General features: G+C 55.9%; 1 protein-coding gene. It reads left to right on the top strand.

The window, feature by feature from the left end; genetic code table 11:
* Nucleotides 1-53: 53 nt before the first annotated feature.
* On the top strand, nt 54-1044 hold a 991-nt coding region (locus tag H2Z84_RS10235; protein WP_181835907.1), incomplete at its 3' end, for an IS30 family transposase.

Raw genomic sequence — 1044 nt, 5'->3', positions numbered from 1 at the left:
GGCGGTTTCAAGGGCCAAGTGCAACACGAACCAATTAAAGGTTAAGTTGTTGCATGCAAAGAACTTATGAGCACCTAAGTGCCGAAGAACGCGGGTTCATCATGGCAATGAAACAGCAGGGAGAAAGTGCCAGGGCCATTGCAAAGGCATTGCACCGGGCTCCCAGCACGATTTGTCGAGAACTGCGCCGTAATGGATATAAGCCACCGTATGAGATCGGTCCAATCGGACGCCCTCGCGTAGCTGGCGGGTACGATGCACTACGAGCGGGAAAGCGTGCTCGCCGCTTGAAATACAAAGTTCGACGCGTGAACAAGCTGGATCCGGCGGGTTTGTTATGGGCCAAGGTTCGTGCACTGCTGGAGGCTCGGTGGTCGCCCGAGCAAATCGCTGGCAGACTAAAACAGGACTATCCAGGACAACAGACTTTGCACGTCTCGCACGAAACCATTTATACGGCTATCTATGCCGCCCCCAAGGGGGCTTTGCGTCGAGAGCTCGTTGCGCTCTTGCGCCAGGGCCGAGGAGCCCGCCGACCTCGTACGCGTGGTACAGATCGTCGTGGTCAGCTTCAGAATATAGCCAGCATCCATGTTCGGCCTCCGGAGGCTAATGAGCGCTTGTTGCCCGGTCACTGGGAAGGTGACTTCCTCGTGGGGGCTGGGAACCGTTCCGCGGTAGGTACCCTGGTGTGCCGCAAGACCTTACTGGTTGTACTGGCCAAAATGGATGGCTGTACTGCAGCGGCTGCCTTGGAGGGCTTTGCTCGTGCTTTCGCGCCATTCGATGAAGAGCTGTGCAAGACCCTGACGTACGATCAGGGTAAAGAGATGGCATACCACCAGAGACTGGAAGAGCGGACGGGATTGAAGATTTACTTCGCCGATCCTCACAGTCCCTGGCAACGTGGGATCAATGAGAATACTAACGGTCTGCTACGGGAGTACCTGCCCAAGGGAGCGGATTTAAGCCAGTTTACCCAACAGGAACTGGATCAGATCGCTTGGAGCCTGAATAACCGGCCGCGCAAATCACTCGGGTTTA

This window comes from Aquitalea aquatica (genome assembly GCF_013911085.1).
Classification (GTDB): Bacteria; Pseudomonadota; Gammaproteobacteria; order Burkholderiales; family Chromobacteriaceae; genus Aquitalea; species Aquitalea aquatica.
Note: the sequence above shows the minus strand (reverse complement) of the source record. Positions and strands in the feature narration are given on the sequence as shown.